At 63.1% G+C, this 20,406-nt stretch carries 17 protein-coding genes, 3 pseudogenes and 1 other annotated feature; of the genes and pseudogenes, 8 read left to right on the top strand and 12 right to left on the bottom strand.

The window, feature by feature from the left end; genetic code table 11:
* The first annotated feature begins 68 nt into the window (after positions 1-68).
* Positions 69-1,373, top strand: a complete 1,305-nt coding sequence (locus E3227_RS04320; RefSeq protein ID WP_144317665.1) for an IS1096 element passenger TnpR family protein — start codon at positions 69-71, stop codon at positions 1,371-1,373.
* On the opposite strand, the gene E3227_RS04315 is transcribed toward E3227_RS04320, so the two are convergent.
* Positions 1,353-1,676 (bottom strand): DUF202 domain-containing protein, encoded by a 324-nt coding sequence (locus E3227_RS04315; RefSeq protein WP_144317664.1) that lies wholly within the window; start codon positions 1,674-1,676, stop codon positions 1,353-1,355. The two genes, E3227_RS04320 and E3227_RS04315, sit on opposite strands and share 21 nt — an antisense overlap.
* Positions 1,673-2,038: a YidH family protein gene (locus E3227_RS04310; protein ID WP_144317663.1), complete on the bottom strand. Its 366-nt coding sequence runs from the start codon at positions 2,036-2,038 to the stop codon at positions 1,673-1,675. The genes E3227_RS04315 and E3227_RS04310 overlap by 4 nt, the downstream gene beginning before the upstream one ends.
* Before the next feature lie 55 nt (positions 2,039-2,093).
* Between E3227_RS04310 and E3227_RS04305 the strand changes: the two genes are divergently transcribed.
* Positions 2,094-3,059 (top strand): acrylyl-CoA reductase family protein, encoded by a 966-nt coding sequence (locus tag E3227_RS04305; protein ID WP_246062758.1) that lies wholly within the window; start codon positions 2,094-2,096, stop codon positions 3,057-3,059.
* Between the two features lie 2 nt (positions 3,060-3,061).
* Here the strand turns inward: E3227_RS04305 and E3227_RS04300 are convergent, their stop codons facing one another.
* The 3 genes from E3227_RS04300 to E3227_RS04290 form a co-directional block, all read right to left on the bottom strand.
* Positions 3,062-4,144, bottom strand: a complete 1,083-nt coding sequence (locus tag E3227_RS04300; RefSeq protein ID WP_144317661.1) for a DUF2189 domain-containing protein — start codon at positions 4,142-4,144, stop codon at positions 3,062-3,064.
* Positions 4,145-4,348: 204 nt separating this feature from the next.
* Entirely contained in the window at positions 4,349-7,174 is a 2,826-nt protein-coding gene (gene leuS / locus E3227_RS04295) for a leucine--tRNA ligase (protein ID WP_144317660.1), read from the bottom strand.
* Between the two features lie 215 nt (positions 7,175-7,389).
* Positions 7,390-9,087 carry a dihydroxyacetone kinase family protein gene (locus E3227_RS04290; protein WP_144317659.1) on the bottom strand — a complete coding sequence of 566 codons (1,698 nt, stop codon included), beginning with the start codon at positions 9,085-9,087 and terminating at the stop codon, positions 7,390-7,392.
* Positions 9,088-9,184: 97 nt separating this feature from the next.
* On the opposite strand from E3227_RS04290, the gene E3227_RS04285 reads away from it, so the two are divergent.
* A complete protein-coding gene (locus E3227_RS04285; RefSeq protein ID WP_144317658.1) occupies positions 9,185-10,312 on the top strand; it encodes a glycerol dehydrogenase in 1,128 nt (375 codons plus the stop codon).
* A gap of 163 nt (positions 10,313-10,475) precedes the next feature.
* Here the strand turns inward: E3227_RS04285 and E3227_RS04280 are convergent, their stop codons facing one another.
* From E3227_RS04280 to E3227_RS11925, 4 genes and pseudogenes are all read right to left on the bottom strand, one after another.
* A complete protein-coding gene (locus tag E3227_RS04280; protein WP_136650925.1) occupies positions 10,476-10,790 on the bottom strand; it encodes an integrase core domain-containing protein in 315 nt (104 codons plus the stop codon).
* Positions 10,771-12,189 (bottom strand): IS30 family transposase, encoded by a 1,419-nt coding sequence (locus tag E3227_RS04275; RefSeq protein WP_136653470.1) that lies wholly within the window; start codon positions 12,187-12,189, stop codon positions 10,771-10,773. Before E3227_RS04275 ends, E3227_RS04280 begins: the two co-directional genes overlap by 20 nt.
* 133 nt (positions 12,190-12,322) lie before the next feature.
* Positions 12,323-12,835, bottom strand: a pseudogene (locus tag E3227_RS11930) (IS3 family transposase); the annotation flags it as partial.
* Positions 12,794-12,922: a sequence feature (AL1L pseudoknot), on the bottom strand. (Overlaps the previous pseudogene by 42 nt.)
* 98 nt (positions 12,923-13,020) lie before the next feature.
* Positions 13,021-13,194: pseudogene (locus E3227_RS11925) on the bottom strand (transposase); the annotation flags it as partial.
* 55 nt (positions 13,195-13,249) lie between these two features.
* On the opposite strand from E3227_RS11925, the pseudogene E3227_RS11920 reads away from it, so the two are divergent.
* A pseudogene (locus E3227_RS11920) lies at positions 13,250-13,627 on the top strand (hypothetical protein); the annotation flags it as partial.
* 34 nt (positions 13,628-13,661) lie between these two features.
* On the opposite strand, the gene E3227_RS04255 reads toward E3227_RS11920, so the two are convergent.
* Together E3227_RS04255 and E3227_RS04250 are read right to left on the bottom strand one after the other, a co-directional pair.
* Positions 13,662-14,621 carry an NAD(P)-binding domain-containing protein gene (locus tag E3227_RS04255; protein ID WP_144317657.1) on the bottom strand — a complete coding sequence of 320 codons (960 nt, stop codon included), beginning with the start codon at positions 14,619-14,621 and terminating at the stop codon, positions 13,662-13,664.
* Between the two features lie 22 nt (positions 14,622-14,643).
* Positions 14,644-14,982, bottom strand: coding sequence for an ArsR/SmtB family transcription factor (locus E3227_RS04250; RefSeq protein ID WP_144317656.1), 339 nt, complete (start codon positions 14,980-14,982; stop codon positions 14,644-14,646).
* 80 nt (positions 14,983-15,062) lie between these two features.
* Between E3227_RS04250 and arsB the strand changes: the two genes are divergently transcribed.
* From arsB to E3227_RS04230, 4 genes are all read left to right on the top strand, one after another.
* The gene (arsB, locus tag E3227_RS04245; protein ID WP_211346249.1) at positions 15,063-16,115 is read left to right on the top strand and encodes an ACR3 family arsenite efflux transporter; all 1,053 of its coding nucleotides are present in this window, start codon (positions 15,063-15,065) and stop codon (positions 16,113-16,115) included.
* A complete protein-coding gene (locus E3227_RS04240; protein ID WP_144317654.1) occupies positions 16,112-16,528 on the top strand; it encodes an arsenate-mycothiol transferase ArsC in 417 nt (138 codons plus the stop codon). Before arsB ends, E3227_RS04240 begins: the two co-directional genes overlap by 4 nt.
* 223 nt (positions 16,529-16,751) lie before the next feature.
* Positions 16,752-18,584 carry a DUF262 domain-containing protein gene (locus E3227_RS04235; RefSeq protein ID WP_144317653.1) on the top strand — a complete coding sequence of 611 codons (1,833 nt, stop codon included), beginning with the start codon at positions 16,752-16,754 and terminating at the stop codon, positions 18,582-18,584.
* 284 nt (positions 18,585-18,868) lie between these two features.
* On the top strand, positions 18,869-19,273 hold the full coding sequence (locus tag E3227_RS04230) for a hypothetical protein (RefSeq protein ID WP_144317652.1): 405 nt from the start codon (positions 18,869-18,871) through the stop codon (positions 19,271-19,273).
* Here E3227_RS04230 and E3227_RS04225 read toward each other — a convergent pair.
* Positions 19,270-20,388 (bottom strand): MFS transporter, encoded by a 1,119-nt coding sequence (locus E3227_RS04225; protein ID WP_144317651.1) that lies wholly within the window; start codon positions 20,386-20,388, stop codon positions 19,270-19,272. The two genes, E3227_RS04230 and E3227_RS04225, sit on opposite strands and share 4 nt — an antisense overlap.
* Positions 20,389-20,406: the final 18 nt, after the last annotated feature.

Genomic DNA, 20,406 nt, shown 5'->3' with positions numbered 1-20,406 from the left:
TACACGTCATTGCGCAAGGCCCCTTCGCCGCCGAGCGAGATCCGCCGAGCGCAGTATCCTTAGGAACCATGATCGTCTCGCTGCTGATGACTATCGAGGGCTCGCAACCGAAGGTCTCCCGCCTGGTTAACGTGGAGAACTCCATGCACCTCGGCGCGCTTTCGCACGTCATCGACGCGGCCTTCGGCTTCTCCGGCGGCGAGAGCCACATATACATGTCCGCCGGGCCCGGCGCGCGAGAGGTGTTCACAACCCACCCGAGCGAAGGGGAGCTCGCCGAGGACGGCATCACCGTCGCCGAGATGAAGCCCATGATCTACGTTTACGATCCCTCGGCGAATTGGAACATTTACGTCGAAGTACTCGGCACCTCGCGTCTCGACGGCCCCACGCCTTTGCTTATCGACGCCCTCGGGCCCGACGTCGTCGAAGCCTGCAACGGCCCCACCATGATGAGCAAGTTCCACGCCGAGGCGCGCCGTATCGCCGCTGGCCTCGACCCCGACATGGAGGTCGCGCCCCTGCTGTTGAGCTTCTTGCCGGTGATGACACCGGATCGGCTCCTGCAGCGCCTCACCCAGGCTGACCCGGTGACGGTCTCGGAGCGCATCAGCTTCGTCGCAGAAGATCTAATGATCGATTCCGCCAGCTCCATTGCCGAGGACCCGCTGACGCAGCAGCTCGCCACCGAGTTCGAGGACTTTCTGGAAACGCGCCCCGACTTGATGGAAATCATGTCGATCGACCCCAGTCCGGAACACAATCCGGCACTGATCGCCGCGATGGCGGGATTCTTCGAAGACAGGCTCGGCGAGGAACCGCTCGTCCCAGAGTACCCGAACCTGTTCAGGGAAACTGTCGAGGCGATCCTCGGCTACTTCGCGGAACCGGTCAAGCTCACCGCGACAGGTGCGCTGCCGTCGCGCGTGGTGCGTGCGGTCGGGCAGGTGCTGGGCTACGACACGCGCTCGCAGCGCCCGCGCGAGACCTCGCTGCCCCTGTTGGCCACCACCCGTGAAATCCTCACCGAGGCGGGGCTTTTGAAGAACACCCAGGGCCGGGTGCGGCTCGGGGAAAGCGGCGCGCGGCTGCTTTCCGGCGGCGCGAGCCTGGACGAGCTTCACCTCGCCATGAGCCACGGCTTCGAGGAAACCTTCGGCGCCCGCGAGTGGCGGGCTGTGGTGAAGTGGATCGCCAATGAAAACGGCATCATCGCCTCCGGCCCGCAGCGTGTCCCGGAGGACCTTGCCGGCACATACGACCTGCTCAGGGCGCTGGGTGTGGTGGAGGAGTCGGTGTACCCACCCGGGCACTACCTCACCCACGGCGGCCACCTGCTCATCCAGCGGATGCTAGAGCTGGGTGAGCACTAGCGCGAAACCGATGCCCCCGAGCACGACGAGCATGAGCGTCAGCAGCGCGACCCCGACGGCGTTGGGGGTGGCGTGTTCGTGCGACAGCTCCGTCGCTTGGCCGCGGTACATCCGCCGGTTGAACACGATGAGAACCACCGCGAGGACGGCGAGCAACACTATCGCCATAAACACGACATCGGGGTAGGAGTCGGACCAGCGCAGCAGCGTCATCGAGCACACCATCATGGCCAGCGCCGTGCGCGTCCAGCTCATCGCGGTGCGCTCGGGCTGCAGCCCGGCGTCGGTGACGGGGATGCTCACAGTAGACCCAGGAACACGACGACGGAGGCGATGAAGATGCCAATGCCGAGTACGGGGATGATCGCCGGCGCGGGTAGCGGGCGGCCGTGGCGCATCGCGCGCTCGACGCGCACCCAGCGCAGCGCCGCGCCGACTGAAATCGTCATGCCGAGCAGGATCACAACCGCGGCGACGAGGGTGCGTAGTGACGGCGCGATACCCGGAATGGCGAACGCTTCGAGCGCGATGCCCGAGGCCAAAAACGCCAGCGCGGTTCGCGTCCACGCGAGGAACGTGCGTTCGTTGGCGAGAGTGAAACGCGGGTCCGGCTCGTCGCCGTCGGGGAAGACGGCGCGTGTAAACCAGGCGCGTTGCTCACTCATGTCTCCTAACTGTAGCCCAGATGCGCATCACGGCCGAGAACGTATGGTGGGGCGTATGGATAAGACGTTGCTTGTTACTGAAACCGGGCCCGAGATCGTGGAAACGCGCGATGACTACGCAGGAGAGGGCGATACTCTGATCGACGTGACGCACTCGTCGGTCAATTACAAAGACGCGATGGCCTTGGGCGGGCTCAAGGGCATTTTGCGCGAACCGAACATGGTCCCCGGCATCGACGCGGTAGGCACCATCATCGAATCGCCGACCGTCGCGCCGGGCACGTTAGTTACCGTCAACGGCTGGGGGATCGGCGAGCGTCGTCACGGCGGCTACACCCCGCGACTGCGTATCGACGCCTCCAAGGTGACCCGGGTACCAGAGCGTTTCGACGCCCACACTGCGGCCGCCCTCGGCACCGCCGGCTACACCGCAGCCCTCTCAGTCGCCGCTTTCGAGCGCGCCACCGACGGTACCGAGCTCGACGGCCCCGTCCTGGTCACCGGGGCGACCGGTGGCGTCGGCTCCGTCGCCGTGTCGCTGCTCGCCGCGCGGGGGTACGAGGTCCACGCCATGACGGGACGCGTCGACACGCACGCAGACTACCTCAGCGCGCTCGGCGCGAAGGCGATCGTCGACCGCGGCGAGTACGACGAGCCCGGCAAACCACTGCAGAAATCGCGTTACGCCGGTGCGATAGACACCGTCGGATCCGCCGTTCTAGCCAACGTGTTGTCGCAGCTCACCTGGGGCGGGGTGGCCACCGCCTGCGGCATGGCCGCGGGCAACGACCTACCCGCCTCGGTGCTGCCTTTCATCCTGCGCGGGGTGCACCTGGTCGGCATCAACTCGGTGGACGCGCCAAACGGCCTGCGCGTTCAGGCGTGGGACCTTCTCGCGCAGGCCGTCGATGTGGAGCAATTGCTCTCGTACACCTCAACCGTCGACCTTCACGGCGCGATTGAGGTGGGGGACAAGCTCCTAGCCGGTGAGCACCAGGGGCGCACCGTGGTCACCCTTTAACGCTAGATCTGGGCCTCGGTGGGAACGGGGCCGCCGGAGACCTGGCGGTAGGCGTAGGCCAAAGCCAGGTAGTAGGCCGGAACGACGATGAGGGCGCCGAGACCCAAAGTCAACGCCACCGGGATCATGAGCAGCATGTAGATGATGGTGGCCAGAAGCAGCTGGAGGTAGTTGCGCGCGCCGGCGGAGAAGCCCTCCTTGAACGCGTCACCAAAGCTGCAGGCGTTATCGGCGGCGTACCAGACCTGGAAGACCAGGAATGGGGTGACAAAGAGCATCAGGAACGCCGTCAGGGCAACGATGCCAAAGAACGCGCCAATGAGCGGCAGAGCCGCCATCGGATCGCCTTCAAGCTGAGCCGGATCAACCGTGGACAGGGTTGCCATGATAGAACCGCCGAAGATCATCGCGGAGATGACGATGAAAATCAGTGAGATCAGTGTAGAGATCAGACCGACGAGCAAAGCCATGCCCAGCGTCGACCCGTAGGTGGGGGCCTTCATCCCGTCAAACTTCCAGTGCTTCGACAGGGTCTGCGCCAAGGCGAAGGAGTACAGGAACGGGGCGAGGAAGAGCATCGCCAGGCCGAAGAGGAACCCGACGAACGGGATGAATGCGCTGGCCAAGGTAGGAAGAAGTATCAGGAGCAGGGCAATGACAATCCAGGTCTGCCAGTTAGCAAACGTCTGGCGGAAACCGTAGCCCCACGCCTCAAGCGCGTTCATCTTGCCGGTGCCCTTGATGTGGGTGTAGCCGTTGATAGCCGGGTTGTTGATCGGGTGGGGTTGCGTGCCGTCGCCGTAGGTGCCGTCGACAAGCGTGGTGCCGTTAAGCTGTGCCGCTCCCTGGTTCACGGAGGCGGCGTTGACGTCGTACGGGTCGTAGCCGGCGGCCTGTTCGCTGCCGTAACCGTTGTAGCCGTAGTTGTAGGAACCGGTGACGTTATCCGGGGTGCCGTAAACGGAGGAACCGCCCTGCGCACCCGCACCGCTGTCGGGGGAGTTGTTGGCGGAGGAGCCAGTGCCGAACTCATTGTTGTTGAAGGGATCCTGCGAGGAGGGACCACCGTTATAAGGAGTGGACATTACGCCAGCCTTTCGTTGAACCAAGGGGTCATTGAACTGTTATGACCTTACCAGCGTCCGCGGAAACCGCACCCGCAGAATCCGCCCAAAGGTCTAGTACACGTCACGTACTTTGACGGGGTCAGCGTGGTTTTTCCCCGCCGTGACTAGACCGTTGGGACCAGCAGCCGGCGCAGCACGCCACCGGGGCGACGCGAGCGCAACCTACTTCACCACGAGGTTGACCATCCGACCCGGCACCACGATCGTCTTGACAACGTTCTTCCCGGCGACCAGCTGGCTAACGCGGGCGTCGGCAAGCGCGGCGGCCTCGATGGTGTCCTTGTCGGCATCGGTGGGGACATCGACACGCGCCTTGACCTTGCCGTTGATCTGGACCGGGATCTCGACGGTGTCGTCGACAAGCAGCGAATCATCGAAGGTGGGGAAGGGCTCGAACGTGATCGTGCCGGCACCTCCGAGACGCGACCAGAGTTCCTCGGCGACGTGCGGAGCAAGTGGGGAGACCATTTGCACCAGGGGCACGACGGCGCCGCGCGGCACCTGGCCGGAATAGGTCTTGGTCAGGTAGTTGACGTACTCGATGAGCTTGGCCACCACGGTGTTGTCGCGCAGATTCTCGTAGTCCTCGCGCACGCCGGCGATGGTGCGGTGCAGCGCCTTCGCGTCGTCTCCGGTCAGTTCAAGCTCCGCCGCACGCAGCTCACCGGTCTCCTCGTTGACCACGAGGCGCCACAGACGCTGCAGGAAGCGGTGCGCGCCGACGACGTCCTTGGTGGCCCAGGGGCGCGAGGTGTCGAGCGGGCCCATGGACATCTCATACACGCGCAGGGTATCGGCGCCGTACTCGCGACCGATCTCATCCGGTGCGACCGCGTTCTTCAGCGACTTGCCCATCTTGCCGTACTCCTGCGTGACCTCCTGGTCCTGGTAGAAGTACTTCCCGTCGCGCTCGACCACCTCAGCGGCCGGGACGTAGACGCCGCGGGAATCCGTGTAGGCGTAGGCCTGGATGTAACCCTGGTTAAACAGGCGGCGGTAGGGCTCGCGGGAGGTGACAAAACCGAGGTCAAAGAGCACCTTGTGCCAGAAGCGCGCGTAGAGCAGGTGCAGCACGGCGTGCTCCACGCCACCGACGTAGAGGTCCACGCCGCCCGGGTCGTTCTCGCCGCGCGGGCCCGTCCAGTAACGCTCGTTGTCCAGCGCGCAGAACTCCTCGTCGTTCGTCGGGTCGATGTAGCGCAGCTGGTACCAGGAAGAGCCGGCCCACTGCGGCATCACGTTGGTGTCGCGGTAGTAGGTCTTCTCACCCTCGCCGAGGTCGAGGGTGACTTCCACCCAGTCAGTCGCCTTCGCCAGTGGGGGAGCAGGCTCGGAATCCGCATCGTCCGGGTCGAAAGACACCGGGTTGTAGTCCTCCACCTGTGGCAACTCAACCGGCAGCATGTCCTCCGGCAGGGAGTGCGCCTGGCCGTTCTCGTCGTAGACGATGGGGAAGGGCTCGCCCCAGTACCGCTGGCGCGCGAAGAGCCAGTCGCGCAGCTTGTACTGGATCCGCTCCTCGCCGTGGCCGTGGGCGACGAGCCAGCTTATCGACGCCTCAATCGCCGCGTCCTTACCCATCCCGTTGACGTCCAGGCCCTCCTCGTTCGCGGAGTTGATGTGCGGCGCGTCACCCGTGAAGGCCTGGTCGGAAACGTCCGAATCCAGCACCGGGGTAATGGGCAGGGAGAAGACCTGGGCGAACTCGTAGTCGCGCTCGTCGTGAGCGGGAACCGCCATGATCGCGCCGGTGCCGTAGCCGGTGAGCACGTAATCAGCGATGAACACCGGCACCTGCTCGCCGTTGACCGGGTTGGTGGCGTAGGAACCGAGGAACACACCCGTCTTTTCCTTGTTCTCCTGGCGCTCCACATCGCTCTTGGCAGCGATCGCGCGCTTGTAGGCGGCGACGGCCTCGGCGGGGGTGGAGGCCCCGTACGTCCAGGTGGGGTTGGTGTTGTCGGGGTAGGAGGTGGTGGTCAGGGCGTCGACAAGCTCATGCTCGGGCGCGAGCACGACGTAGCTGGCGCCGAACAGGGTGTCCGGGCGGGTGGTGAACACCGTGATCGGGCCGGCGGGCGACACGAACGCGACCTCTGCGCCGCGGGAGCGGCCGATCCAGTTGCGCTGCATGGACTTGACCTTCTCCGGCCAATCCAGCAGGTCAAGGTCGTCGAGCAGGCGATCCGAGTAGGCGGTGATGCGCATCATCCACTGGCGCAGTCGCTTGCGGAAGACGGGGTAGTTGCCGCGTTCGGAGCGACCGTCGGCGGTGACCTCCTCGTTGGCCAGCACCGTGCCCAGGCCCGGGCACCAGTTGACCATGGAATCCGAGAGGTAGACGAGGCGGAACTCATCGATCGCGGCATGCTTCTCCGCGGTGGTGAGATCGCGGAAGTTGCGGCCGTCCTTTGTGGTGCGAGCGCCCGTCATCAAATCGCGCACCAGGTCCTCGATCGGGCGGGCCTTGCCCTGCTCCTCGTCGAACCATGCGTTGTAAATCTGCAGGAAGATCCACTGCGTCCAGCGGTAAAACTCCGGGTCCGTTGTGGCGACGGCGCGGCGGCGATCGTGGCCCAAGCCCAGCGAGTCGAGCTGGCGGGTCATGTTCGCGATGTTCGACTCGGTGGTCGTTCGCGGGTGGGTGCCGGTTTGGATCGCGTACTGCTCCGCCGGCAACCCAAAGGCGTCGTAGCCCAGGGTATGCAGGACGTTCTTGCCCAGCATGCGGTTGTAGCGGGCGAAGACGTCCGTGGCGATGTAGCCCAGCGGATGGCCGACGTGCAGGCCTGCGCCAGAGGGGTAGGGGAACATGTCCTGGACATTGAGCTTGTCGGCGGGCAGTTCCCCGCCCGTGGCGAGGTCCCCCACGGGGTTCGGTGCATTGAACGTACCGTTGTCCACCCAGTAGCGCTGCCATTTCTGCTCAATCTCGTTGGCCACAGCCGCCGTATATCGGAATGCCGGCCCCTCAGTCGCGTTGGTCATGGTTAGACAGTGTAACGGGCTGGTGGACAGGGTGGGTTTCCGACCGCTGACCCGCCCTCACGCCGAGGGTGACGGCATCGGACGGCCGCGGGCGCACACCTCATGCACACCATGGACATATCGCTGGCCGGCGCATTACCTCGGCGTTTCGTGCCTGCTACCTGGAAAGCGACAAGAAAGTCTGCATTCCTGCACGTTGTTGGATTATTGGCGCCCTACCGGAACGATTCGACTGATCCCGCGTCCCCGAAGAACCAGGTGGTCAAGATGGCGCCGGGATCCGGCACGTCCTTGGCTGTCTCACCGAGATAGGAGGCGCGGCCCTTCTTCGCCGTCAGTTCCCGGGTTCGCCGCACTCCATCGGCAGCGGCCTGGCAGGCGGTGTCGAGCGCTTGCCAGGCGGGGGTGGAGTCGGCGAGCTGTGCCACGGCCTGTGCGGCAGGGAACAATGCATCGACCATGGTCTTGTCGCCGTATTCCGCACCGCCGAGTTGGTGGATCGCCTCAAAGGAGTTCTTCAACCCCGCAGCCAGTGACGCCGTGGTGAGTTGGGTGTCGATTGCACGTGCGAGTTCGGTAAACAAAGTGCCGAAAACCGCGCCCGAGGTTCCGCCTGCGCGCACGAGGAAACGGTGGGCAAGTCCGTTGAGGATGTCCTGATCAGAGCCGCGCAGAGGCAGCTCGATGTCACCGATCGCAGCGTCGATATTGGCACCAAAGTCACCGTCACCGGCGATGCGGTCGAGCTCGGTGAGCTCATCGGTACCCCGCTGGGCCCGCTCAACGAACCCCGTAAGCCAAGGGTTTTCCTCGCCTGTTTCAGGGAGCTTGTCCGTAAAGCGAATCTCGGACGGCGTGAAGGTCGCCTCGCGCCCGAGAACGCGGGGCCAAGCGGGTGCGGAGGTGGGGGCGTCGAGAAGTTCAATGACCTCATCTGTGCAACGGGTGAGGGTGACGGACACACCGTGCATGTTCACCGAGGTAACAAAGGTCCCCGTGAGACTGCGGCGCACCGTAATCCCGCGTTTTTCCAACCACGCGAGGACCTCACCGAAGATGAGGTGGATCTCCAGCAGTGTTGAGCCACCAAGACCGTTGGTCAGGCAGATAACCTCATCGCCGTCCTTCAGGCCGAGGGAGTCGACGACCGGGGGCAGGATCCTGTCAACAACCTCGCGTGCTTCCGTAACTGTTTCGCGCGCCACCCCGCGCTCACCGTGGATGCCGACACCGACTTCCATCTCACCGGCGCCCAAATCGAAGGTGTCGCGGCCTGAGGTAGGAAGATATCCCGGCGCGACGGCGACCGCCATGCTGCGGGAGTTGTCGGCCACCCATTGGGCGATCGCGCGCACCGCCTCGAGGTCGTCACCGCGTTTGGCGGCTGCACCGGCGACCTTTTCCACCAGGATTGTCGCGGCGGTGCCGCGGCGGCCGGGACCGCCGTTATCGCTGGTGCCGGTGGCCACGTCCTCAGCCACGACGACGGTAGCTGTCTGGATCTTGGGATCCATCCGCGCACCAACGGAGAAGTTCATGATGTCTCCGGTGTAGTTCTTCACCACATGCAAAACACCTCGACCCTGATCAGCCCACTGGGTCGACTCCGCAACCTGCACCGCGTTCGGGGAGGTGAAGAGGTGGCCGGGACATGCCGCGGCGAGCATCCCGGCGCCTACAAAACCGCCGTGCATCGGTTCGTGGCCTGACCCGCCACCGGAGATGACGGCCACGGCGGGCTCACCGCTGTCCGCCACCACATCCGAGATGCGGTGGATGAACCCGGCGGGATTCCACGCTGCATCGGGGTGGGAGGCGATCATTCCCCCGAGCGCCTCTGCAGGAAAGTCTTGCGGTTTGTTGCGGAAAGAGCGGAGGGTACGGGCGGCGGTGTCATTGTCGTCGTGCGTCATGAGTTACATGGTATGACGTGAGTGCCCAACGCGAGAGGCTGGGCTCTTACTGAACGCTGCGCCCACGTGAACTAGTGACAATGGTAGGATAAAACGCATGAATACCTTCACTCAGGACAAGATGTACACCGGCCCCTCACGCTATGTGCAGGGCATCGATCTGATTGACCGTGCCGCCCACTATCTCAAGCCACTCGGTTCGGCGCCGCTGATCATCGCCGACGACGTCGTGTGGGGCATTGCCGGCGAGAAGCTGCAGAACAGCCTGCGCGGTGACGGTATGGAAGCCACCCGCGAGGTCTTCGGCGGTGAGGCCTCCATGAACGAAATCGGTCACATTGTGGAGACAGCCGGAAACGGCTCGACTGACGTAATCATCGGCCTCGGTGGCGGAAAAACCATCGACACCGCGCGCGCTGTAGCCGATAAACTCGGTTTGCCCGTAGCTATTTTCCCCACCGCCGTTTCCGCGGACGCGCCGACTGCCCGTGTTTCGGTGATCTACAGCGACGAGGGTGTCTTCGAGTCTTACCTGTTCTACGACCGCAACCCCGATCTCGTCGCGGTGGATACCCGCGTCATTGCTAATGCTCCGGTTAGAACGCTGCGTTCCGGCCTTGGCGACGCCCTGGCCACCCTGGTCGAAGCCCGTGCGGTTCATCGTGCCAACGGCCGCCGCATGGATGACTCCTCCCGCCCGACACTCGCCGGCCTGGCCTTGGCAGAAAAGTGCGAGGAGACCCTCTTCGCTTACGCTCACCAGGCACTAAAGGACAACGAGGAACACATTGTCTCGCCCGCCCTCGAGGCCATCTGTGAAGCCAACACCCTGCTGTCCGGCTTGGGCTTTGAAAACGGTGGTCTCGCGGCCGTGCATGCCATCCACAACGGTTTCACGGCTCTCGACGGCGACATCCACCACATGACGCACGGTGAGAAAGTGGCCTTCGGTGTCGGTGTGCAGCTCATGCTCAGCGGTGCGACCAACGATGAAGCTGACCGCTACTTCGGCTTCCTCCAGTCCGTCGGCCTGCCGACAACACTCGAGGAGATTCACCTTGGCGACGCGACGGAAGAGGATCTGTACAAGATCGCCGAGTTGGCGTGCTCCAGCGAGGAGACCCTGAAGCAGATGCCGGGTGAGCACACCACTACCGATGTCGTGCAGGCAATCCGTGCCGCTGACCGTTACGCCCGCTCATTCCGCGAGCGCAACAGCAAGTAGAGAGGTGACCTGCAGGTAGGTGGTGACCAACCGGGGTTCCTACCGCGGTGGGGATTACTCCAGCCGTGGTGTGTAATCCCCACCTACTTGTCCGGTTTCCACCCTGTCGCACAACCCGAGCCTGTCAAGCCCCGGGTTTTGTAGAGGGTCATTTCGTTGTCGATCAGGCAGCTTGGGCCTGAAGTATTTTCCATTCCTGATGGACTTCCCTCGGTGGTCGGTAATCCAATGATGAGTGCAGCCGGCGGTTGTTGTACCATCCGATCCACTTCGAGGACTCCACCAGAACATCAGCCAACGACGGCCAGGACCGCCGGTCGATCAGCTCGGCCTTGAACAGCGAATTCAACGCCTCCGCCATCGCATTGTCATAGGAATCACCTCGGGAACCGACTGAGGCCACCACCTTCGATTCGGCGAGGGATTCACCATAGACGACCGAGCGGTACTGGGCAGGTTCAACCGGTGGTTGCAACACCGGCCTGTTTCAGGGATTGTAGTGCTTCACCGAAGACTTCGGCGGGGGTCTTCCAGCCGAGGGTCTTGCGGGGTCTGTTGTTGAGGGTGTGGGCCACCGCTTCGAGGTCGTCTGCGCTCCAGCGGGACAGGTCGGTGCCCTTGGGGAAGTACTGACGTAGCAGGCCGTTGGTGTTCTCGTTGGTGGGCCGTTGCCACGGGGAGTGCGGATCAGCGAAGAACACCTTGGTGCCAGTCTCAAGAGTGAACGCGGCATGTCCTGATAGTTCCTTGCCGCGGTCCCAGGTGATCGTCTTGCGTAACTGCTGGGGCAGGGTCGTGATCGCAGCGGCCAGAGCCGCGTTCATCGCGACTGCACCGTAGCCGCCCAGCGCGGGGCCGTTCTTAACCGGAGGGTGCTCGCCCCAGCCGTCGAGGCGGGGCAAGCGGACCAGGATCGTCGCGCGGCTGCGACGCTCGACCAAGGTCCCGATCGCAGAGCGGCCGGTCCCGATGACCAGGTCACCTTCCCAGTGTCCTGGAACAGCGCGATCAGCGGCTTCTGCGGGGCGTTGGCTGATCACGACCTCGGCGCCGACATGACCGCCGGGTTTGTTCCGGGAACGCTCACGGGGCTGTCGCAACGCCCTGCCCGTTCGCAGGCAAGCCACCAGCTCACGCTTCAGCGCGCCGCGGCCTTCGATGAACAACGCCTGGTAGATCGCCTCATGACTGATACGCATTGACTCATCATCAGGGAAATCCAGCTTCAAGCGGTGACTGATCTGCTCCGGGCTCCAACTGGTGGCCCACCGTCGATCTTGCCGACGAGGCTTGTTCAACCCCTTCCACGTCGGCGTGACCGGCCCTTCCACCGGCGTCCCGTCCGGGCCAGTGACCTTCCCAGAGAGTCTGTCCTGGACATAGTCGCGAAGCCGCAGGTTGGCCACCAGCTTCGCGGTCTTGGGTCGTTTCGCGGCCTCTTGGGCTTTCCATTGGGCCACCGTGGCGCGATACTCCAGCTTCCCGCTGCGGGTAGCAGCGTTGCGGCGCAACTCCCGACTGATCGTGCCCGGATCCCGCCCAAGGGTACGCGCGATCGACCGGACACCGCGTCCCTGAGCACGCAAGATCGCGATCTCCTCTCGCTCCTCGAAACTGAGATAACGACCAGTTGGCTCCGTCAACGTCAGCGGTGGCATACCGCCAGCGTGACGGAACCACCGTGATCCGACCGGCACCGACACCCCCACCGCCAGCGCTGCCTCCGCTGTCGTGACCCCGGCCGCGATCAGGCGCCAGAATTGTCGCTGCACCGCCCTCGATGGCTGCGGTCTGCCCGGAGAGCGCATTGCTGGCCGCAACGCCCGGTCCGCGCGCCACTGCCGCCGCATCCCCTCCGGGACCTCGCTGGTCTTCATGCTCCAGTCCTTGGTCGCCATCCTTGAACACCTTTCTCACCTCAAGGTGTTGCGACGACCAGTTGAATCCGCCCTGCACTCCCCGGTCCGAGTGGTGAATCAACCCGGAGATGTCTTCACCAGCGCGAAGACGAGCTGACAAGGCCATATCCAGGGCGTCCCGGGCCAGGGAGGCCCGCAGATGATTGGTGATCTGCCAGCCGACGATCTCACGTGAGTAGGCGTCCATCACGAACGCCGCGTACGCCCACCCCTGCGCGGTGGGGATGTAGGTGATGTCAGCAACCCAGAGCAGGTTCGGCGCAGTGACACAGAAGTCCCGGTCGACCAGGTCAGTAGGGCACTCATCGGCGTCTGCGCTGCGGGTCGAGGGGCGCTTCTTCCTCCGGGTGATCCCTTTGAGTCCTTCGGCGGCCATGAGGCGCTCGACGGTGCAGCGGGCGACGTGACCGACGTTGCCTTCCCGGTTGATCTCGGCCCACATCTTGCGGGCACCGTAACAGGAGTTGTTCTCTTTGTAGAGCCGGTGGATTTCTGCCGTGAGCTGCTTATCCCGGATGGATCTGGCTGCTGGGGGCCGGGATTTGTGGGCGTAGTAGGTGCTCAGGGCAATCTTCGCGCTGGTGGTGGCCAGGACGCGGATGATGGGCTCGACCCCGAACTCGTCGCGGTAGGTATCGATGAACCGGACGACTATTTCTGTGGGCGGTCGAGCTCCGCCGCGAAGAAAGCCGAGGCCTTCTTGAGGATGTCGTTGGCGCGTTTTACTTCCGCGAGTTCGACTCGTAGTCTGCGGTTTTCTGCTTCCAGGTCGAGGGATTCAGCGGGGCTGTCGGCGCCGGATTGTTTGTGGTTGCGGACCCAGACGCGCAGGGATTCTTTGCTGAGGCCGAGCTCATTGGCGATGCGGGTGACCGCGCCGTGGGCGGTTGCCGGATCGGCTTGGGCGCGGAGCACGAGTTCTACAGCACGCTGCTTGAGCTCCGGGGTGTACTTGACGGGCATGTGAAGGTTTCCTTTTCCAATTTCTTACCCTCCATTAAACCCGGGGCGAACCAGAGACCCTATTCTTACGGCGTTGGCCACTGCGACACCCGTGGCTGCCGACGGTTACCGTCAGGATTATGGAACCGCCCAGTTACCAGGGGTGATCGGCACGAAGTGGGGATGGTCTGACGACCGCACCTCCCTGCACGCCAGCGCCTCGTACGGCGAAGATTTCTCGGTTTCAGCCCATACCTTCGGGCCCGCCGCCCAGCTCACCGCCGACGTGCTCGGCGCCTTTGCACACCAGAACCCGGCGCTGCACCGCGCGATCGACGATGCTGCCACCGCGGTGCACCAGGCGGTTGATACGGTCACCAGCTCTGCCGCGCCCGGTGATGTGCACCGCGCGATTGACGACGCCGCCTGGCGCGCGCACGAGATCGTGCCTTAGCGCTGTTTCGCTTCGACTCAACCCAAAAGACTCCTCACACGTTCTTCTGGGAGCGCACGTTGTTCGCGATGTCCTCGGCAACCCGCTTTGCGTACGGCGCCACTCCGGTGATGGTCGCTGCACCGGGGCCCACCCAGTCGCCATATCCAACAAGGTACATGCCGCGCGGGGCAGCGTCGGCAAGCGAGCGCACAGGCCCCAGTGCTGGCCTAAAGCCGGTACACCAGATGAGGTGATCGGCGTCGACCTGGTCGAGCGATGTGAAAATCGGCGTCGCTCGAAGTGTTCCTGAATCGCGGGCTTCGCGAACCTGGGGGAGAACCACGATGTCGCCAAGGTCGGAATCGGCACCGGGGTCGGGCTCACCGCGCAGAATGGCAAGCATCCGCTCGCGGTTACGTTGAAACAAAACACGCCCATCCACGTCATCGGGCATCCAGCGCGGTTCATGGCGGGTGTACCAGGTGACATCAGCCACGCTTGATAACTCGGCTGCAATCTGCACTCCGGAGTTGGCAGCGCCGACAACGGCTACTCGACTGCCGCGGAAGGGATCCGGCCCGGGGTAGTTCGCGGAATGCCGTTGCTTCCCGCCGAACGCGCCAGGGTAGTGGGGCACAAATGGAGCGGACCACGTCCCCGTTGCAGCGACCACATTGTCGGCTGTCCATTCACCGGCATCGGACCGCACACGGAAAACGCCGTCGTAGTCAACGCTCGTGACGCGCACCGGCCGAACGACGGGGATCGCGTAGCGCCTCTCGTATTCTGCAAAGTACTTGACGACGTGATCCGCGGGCGGAAACCCCGTGTAGTGGGGCATTGGCCACCCGGGCAGATTGGAAAAATCCGACGTGGAAAACAATGTCATCGACGGCCAAACGTGGCGCCACGCCCCTCCCGGCGCGGGTTGGTCGTCCACGACGACGTAGTCCACACCCGCGCGACGCAAGTAAAACGCAGTCGCCAGCCCTGCCTGACCGCCTCCGATCACAACGGCCTCGTGGTGTTTCCCCCTACCCAATGTCCAGCACACCCCGCAGCTCCTGGAACACCTCCGGGCGCACCGTGTGAAACACGCTGCGGCCCCGTTGGTGGCGGGCGAGCAGGCCCGCGTCGGTGAGCTTCTTCAAGTGGTGCGACACGGTCGGCTGGCTCAGGCCGAGGATGTCCGTAAGTTCGCCGACCGTGGTGGGGCCGCAACCCTCGGCGGCGAGGTGGGACACGATCTGGAGGCGCACGGGTTCGGCAAGCACCTTGAACAACGTGGCGTACCGTGCCGCGTCGTGGTCGGAAAAGCGCCCCGTGGAAAGCGGGCAGCAGGTGGTGGCGTCGGCAAGCACGGGCGAAATCATGAGGACAGCATATATTGACGGCGGTCTATATTGGAAGTATATTTCCATCGATAGATGTCAATATGACCCGAAAGCGAGCCATGTCACTCCTCGATCGCCTCCTCCCCCTGTGGATCCTGCTCGCCATGGTCACAGGCCTTCTGCTTGGCCGCCTCATTCCCGGCCTCGACACCTTCCTCGATTCGATGAGCGCCGGCGGAATCTCTTTGCCCATCGCACTGGGACTTCTCATCATGATGTACCCGCCACTGGCCAAAGTGCGCTACGACAAGACGAAGGAAATCGCCGCTAACAAGCGACTCATGGTGATCTCGCTTGTGTTGAACTGGATCGTCGGTCCCGCGCTGATGTTTGCGCTGGCCTGGATCTTCCTTCCCGACGCCCCCGAACTGCGCACCGGCCTGATCATCGTCGGCCTCGCGCGGTGTATCGCCATGGTGCTGGTGTGGACCGACCTGTCGTGCTCGGATCGGGAGGCCACCGCAGTCCTTGTGGCGATCAACTCACTCTTCCAGGTCCTCATGTTCGGTGTTCTCGGGTGGTTTTACCTGCAGATTCTTCCGTCCTGGCTCGGACTGCCCACCACAACGGTGAACTTCTCCTTCTGGGCGATTGTCGGTTCAGTCCTCGTCTTCCTCGGCATCCCGCTGCTCCTAGGCGCACTCTCGCGCGTGGTGGGGGAGCGGCTGCGCGGGCGAGCGTGGTACGAGAACACATTCCTGCCGGCGATCTCACCCCTCGCGCTTGTGGGTCTGCTCTACACAATCGTGCTGCTGTTTTCCCTACAGGGAGAGCAGATCACCTCCCAACCGCTCACCATCGCGCGCATGGCGGTGCCCCTCCTGATCTACTTCGTGGGCATGTTCTTCATCGCCCTGTTTGTTTCCAAGGCCGCAGGGCTGAACTACGCGCAATCCGGTGCCGTTTCCTTCACCGCCGCGGGCAACAACTTTGAGCTGGCCATCGCGGTCTCCATCGGCACCTTCGGCGCCGCCTCAGGTGAGGCGCTCGCCGGTACGATTGGACCCATGATCGAGATCCCGGTCCTCGTCGGACTCGTCTACACCATGCTCTGGCTTGGACCCCGCCTCTTTCCCAACGATCCCACTCTGCCCGAAAGGACCACCGCATGACATCCATACTGTTCGTCTGCGTCGGCAACGGCGGCAAATCTCAGATGGCGGCAGCACTCGCCGAGAAGTACGCCGCTGGCAGCCTGGACATCCACTCCGCCGGCACCAAGCCCGGCACCAAACTCAATTCGGAATCCGTCGAGGCTATCTCCGAGGTCGGTGCGGACATGTCCCAAGGCACTCCGAAACCCATCGACCCTGAGCTGCTATCCACCGTCGACCGGGTGGTTATCCTCGGCGAGGACGCGCAGCTAAACATGCCTGACGACGCCCAAGGCGCGCTCGAGCGCTGGGTCACCGACGAGCCTTCCCAGCGCGGCATCGAGGGAATGGAACGCATGCGACTAGTACGCGACGACATCGACGCGCGCGTGCGGGGTTTGCTTACTGAGCTTGGTGTTGGGGCGGAATAGGGGTTTGGAGAGGGTCAACAACCTGCCCAGGAAAGGTTCCCAGCCTTTCTGAGAACATCTACCTCCTAGTTAGAGACGCATCGGCGAGGGGAAATGAGAAGTACTGGTACTCGCGGTTCATCCAAGTGCGCGAGTCACACTCTGGGAGACTGCGGAGGCGGGGTTCGGTAGCCTGGAATTTATCGTCGCAGGTAGCGGAAAACGTTTTTAAGGGAGAGAAACCGTGGAGGCTGACACCAAACCGCTTAAGAGGATCATGTCCGTCGAAGGGAGGTACGTGATCCCCACTTTTCAGCGTGATTATGAATGGACAAAGGACGGGCAGTGGGAGCTCCTCTTTGAGGATCTTGACTCTTTAGCCGGCCGACTAGGATCCGCCAGGGCAGAAGCAGAAGCCACCGGTTCTTCACGAGCCAGGGCAGAAGAAAGTGTTGCCCCCCACTTTCTGGGTGCGGTGGTGTGTGACCAGCTTCCCTCTCCGACCGGTGGTCTCACTCTGTCAGCGGTTATTGATGGACAGCAGCGCCTGACGACTCTGCAGTTGCTTCTACGCGGGGTGCTCGACGTTCTACAGGAGACAGGATCTTCACGACTGCGGCAGGTCAAGCGCCTACTTGAAAATCCTGAAGATGTTATTGATCACGACCATGAGCGCTACAAGCTATGGCCCCGGCGAAAAGACCGCGACGTTTGGCCGGTGGCCATGTCTGATACCGTGCCGGCCTACGGCCCTGAGGACCATCTATATCTGCAAGCCCGCCAGTATTTTGCGGATTCCGTGCGTAACGCGTTAGTGGATGACCACGGGAGGGATCGTACTGATGATTTTGTTGATGCCTTACTTGATTTATTTAAGCTGGTGGTCATTGATTTGGACGATAATGACGACGCCCAGGTCATTTTCGAGGTTCTCAACGGTCGCCAAACTCCGCTATCCGCTTCGGATCTGGTTAAGAACCTCTTGTTCCTGCGCGGAGAATTAGCCGATGAACAGGAGCTTGACGAGCTCTATGACGCTTATTGGGCCGAGTTTGATGAGCCGTGGTGGAAGGGGAAGATTGGTGTCGGCCACGCAGCTCGTGCCCGACGCGATGTCCTTCTGTCCGTATGGCTAACTGCTGCTTCTGGGAAAGAAGCAAATGTGGGCCACCTTTATGGCGAGATCCGTCAGTTTCTGGCTGGGGGCAACTATAAAACTAAGGACATCTTGATGGAGCTGTCTGAGTACAGACAGGCCTACAAAGCCATCTACGGAGTCGCCGACGCGGGTTCGACCCGTCTAGCCCAGTCCTATCGCAACCTGGTGGCTCTCAAGCTACTGACCGCGGTCCCTCTGTTGGCATGGATGCGGACACTGCCCGCAAGCAGGTTGTCCCTCGCGGACCACGAAAAGGCTGTTGGGGCGGTGGAGTCCTGGGTAGTACGGCGAATGATGCGGGGAGACAATACCCGTGGTTATGGCGCAGCTTTCCAAGGCGTGCTTAAAAATGCACAAGCTGCTGCGTGTGATCCAGAAGCTGATATCGCTGCTACCGTCGTTGCGACTCTAATGGCGAGCCCCAACTCATTGGCCTGGCCTTCCGATGCCGAGATCACGTCAGCTTTCACTCAGGATCGTTTTTATGATCGGTTCACCCAGGAGCGTATCCGTCTCATACTAGGTGCCATTGACATGCAGATGCGTTCCGAAAACCCGAAGACGGAACCAGCTGTATTCGACTATTCACGGTTGCAGATTGAACACCTTATGCCCCAAAGCTGGAAGACGCACTGGCCATTGCCATCGAGTGTGAATGAGAATTCCGCCCGGCGGGATCTCGCCACCGCTGAACGCGCGCTGGCGGTGGACCGTATCGGCAACCTAACGTTAGTCACCTCCGCGTTCAACCAGGGTGTTTCAAATCTCGGGTGGGAGCAGAAGCGCCCTGAATTAGCTGCTCAATCCGCCCTACAGTTGAACATTCCTATTGCCGCTGCCCAGCACTGGGATGAGGCGACGATCACTGCGCGAGGGGCTGACTTGGCGGAAATCGTCTGTAGGATTTGGCCCCGCTAGGACGGGGAGAAGCCAATTCAGCGTTGGGTAAAGGCGCGCCAGAACTGCCACTTGGTTTATCCCATTTGAGCCGCCACGAACGCCCCCCATGTTTCACGTGAACCATATGCTTGGAGTGACCGGCGGAACGCCCCCGCCAAGCCCACCACTCGGAGGATTTCACCATGAAGTTTGACCGGTTACCCCTCGCAGCCAGTGCAGCACTCGCAGCCCTCGCGCTCACGGCTTGTGGCCCCATTGACACCCGAGACCCGGCGACGCACACAGTGACGTCCAGCGTCACCATGACAACCGCGACCTCCACGACCGCGGCCACCCAGCCGAGCCCCACCACCTCAGCCCGCACCCCGAAGCCCGCCGCGCCGCCGATCACCGAGCTTCAGACGGACATCGGCGGAAAGATCACCGTGAACGGGGAGCCAGCCGTGGTCTGCGTATTCGGGGACGGCTTCGGCATCAACACCGTCGCAGCTGGGGCCAATACCTCCTGCGAATTCGCCACGGCCACCCTCAACGCTGCTACCTCCAGTCTCAACGCCACCTACGACAACGTCAGGGACATCCTGCCCGCGACTGTCACCGCGCACAGCCCCGTCACCGGGCAGGACTACCGGATGCAGTGTGCCGTCGACCAAGACAAAGTCATCACCTGCCGCGGCGGCGACAATGCCGCGGTGTTCATGTACTAGCCTTTGCGACGCACCGCGGCAGCGTTAATCCCCGCCACCGCCACCAATAGCAGCGCGTCAACGCCAAACCCAAGGACCGGAGTGACGCCGTAGAGAGGCAGCAGTGTTAGCGGTGTCAGCGCGTTACCGAAGAATCGGAACGCCTGAACGGTGGAGAGGAGCTGCCCGCCAGCGGGTGAGGCAAGCACCAACATGTTCACGGCAACCTGCGCGCCCTGCGCCGCGAGCACCGCGACGCCCCACAGCACCGCCAGCACCAGCATGGACGGACTGAACGCGATACCCAACACGGCCGCAGCCGCAACGAGGAGTGAGACGACCATGACGGGGCGCGGGCCGAAGCGGTCAGCCAGCCCGCCCACAGGCCGCGCCAACACGAACGCGGTCAGTCCGCCGGCCATCACAATGAAGCCACGTGTGAGAGGTGGGGCGTCGAGAAGCGAACCAGCGTGAAGCGCGATCATGAAAGACAGCCCGATCACACCCGTCCCTACGGCGAGCAGCGTGAGGCAGGCACGGATGACGGGCCACCCCAGTACCCGGGAGACGTTGCTGCCGCCCGGCGCGGGCACGGCGGGTAGGCCCACGAGCACGATGATGACCGCGAAGACCAGCAGCACGACGTACATCCAACGCCACGAACCGAGCGTGACGGTCGCGCCCCCGACGAGCGGGGCGGAAAACAGCCCGAAGGATTGCATCGCCGCGTACGTGCCCAGCGCCTTACCCAGCTGCTCCGGCGGGGTGATGTGGCGCAGGATGAGCTGCAGCAGGGGAGCGGTGAACGCGTTCGCGATACCCGCGGAGATATAGGCCGCGAGGAACAGCCACCACACCGGGGAGAACACCAGAACCACCGAGGCGCAGGCGATGACGACGTACGCGGTGCGCACCACCCGCGTGGGCTGGAGGTTTCTCACTATGTAGGTGGAAAAGAGCATAGTCACGGCGAACGGCAGCATGTACGCCGTCATCGTCAGCGAGGCCAGGTGCAGGGAGATGCCGAAGTCGGAGGCGAACTCAGGCAGGACCACCGACAGTGACTGGCCGGCGAACGGCCCCAGAAAGCCGCCGATCATGATGCAGAGGTAGCGCAGTCGGTGAAGATTCGGCATGGGCAAGATTATGCCCCG

Origin of the sequence: Corynebacterium sanguinis (assembly GCF_007641235.1) — a bacterium.
GTDB lineage: Bacteria > Actinomycetota > Actinomycetes > Mycobacteriales > Mycobacteriaceae > Corynebacterium > Corynebacterium sanguinis.
This window is presented reverse-complemented; position numbering and strand designations above follow the sequence as displayed.